The organism is Nocardiopsis sp. TNDT3 (assembly GCF_003427465.1).
GTDB lineage: Bacteria > Actinomycetota > Actinomycetes > Streptosporangiales > Streptosporangiaceae > Nocardiopsis > Nocardiopsis dassonvillei.
Window position 1 is genome coordinate 1 of the sequence record NZ_QPFC01000829.1, and the last position, 1,168, is coordinate 1,168.

Here is a 1,168-nt window from a genome sequence, read left to right on the forward strand (position 1 = left end):
GAGGAGCGGGAGGCCTCCTCCAGGGCCGCGCGGCCCACGAAGTCGCCCTTGTCGAACTTCACGACCCGGCCCAGACCGGCGTCGAAGGGGGTGAGGTCGGCGGTCAGCTCCTGCCCGTACAGCGGCATCCCGGCCTCCATGCGCAGGGTGTCGCGCGCGGAGAGCCCGGCGGGGACGAGGCCGTGCCGCTCACCCTCGGCCATGAGGGCATCCCACACCTTGGGGGCCCTGTCCGCGGGGCTGACGAAGATCTCGAAGCCGTCCTCACCGGTGTAGCCGGTACGGGCGAGCAGGACGGGCTCGCCGGCGACGGTGTGCTCGTACCCGGCGTAGTAGCGGATGCCGTCCAGGTCGGCGTCGGTCAGCGGAGCCAGGACGTCGACGGCGCGGGGCCCCTGGACGGCGATCAGCGCGTACTCGGCCGACTCGTCGCGGACCTCGACGTCGAAGCCCGCGGCCCGCTCGGCCAGGGCCGGGGCGACGACCGCGGTGTTGGCGGCGTTGGCCACGACGAGGTACTCGTCCTCGCGGAGCCGGTAGACGATGAGGTCGTCCAGGACACCGCCGTCCTCGGCGGTGATCATGGAGTAGCGGGCGCGCCCCACCTTGACCTGGGACAGGTGGCCGACCAGCGCGTGGTCGAGGGCCTGGGCGGCCTGCGGGCCGGTCAGCCGGATCTCGCCCATGTGGGAGAGGTCGAACAGGCCCGCGGCCTCGCGCACCGCACGGTGCTCGGCGGTCTCGCTGCCGTAGCGCAGCGGCATGAGCCACCCGGCGAAGTCGACGAGGGTGGCGCCGGCCTTCTCGTGGACCTCGCGCAGCGCTGTCGCGCGCGGCGCGGATGCGGCATCTGACATGGGCACTCCCGAGAGGATGGGCGTCGTGACGTGCGTGGCGTTGCCATCCTCCCCCTCTGTCATCTGTGCCTGAGAGCTTCGCCGCGCGCTCGGCGCGGCTTGCACCTTCGGCGAGGGACGGCTGTCCCTGCTTTCCAGAGTGGTCTCGCCCGTACGGTCCGCTGTGCCTGAGAGGTTGTCTTCGGGGAGGGATTGCTCCTTCGGCGGCCCGCGCTGGATACGCGGGCACTCTCCCGTACGGGGTCAGCAACACGTTCAGCCTAGCAGCGGCCGTGAACGGCGCCCAAGGGTGCCCGGTGCCGCGCGGGGGC

The 1,168-nt window shown here is 72.4% G+C and carries 1 protein-coding gene and 1 riboswitch; the gene reads right to left on the reverse strand.

Annotated elements, in window-relative coordinates; all coding sequences use genetic code 11:
• On the reverse strand, nt 1-857 hold an 857-nt coding region (gcvT, locus tag DQW06_RS20115), incomplete at its 3' end, for a glycine cleavage system aminomethyltransferase GcvT (protein ID WP_117199106.1).
• 144 nt (nt 858-1,001) lie between these two features.
• A riboswitch (glycine riboswitch) is annotated at nt 1,002-1,103 on the reverse strand.
• Nucleotides 1,104-1,168: the final 65 nt, after the last annotated feature.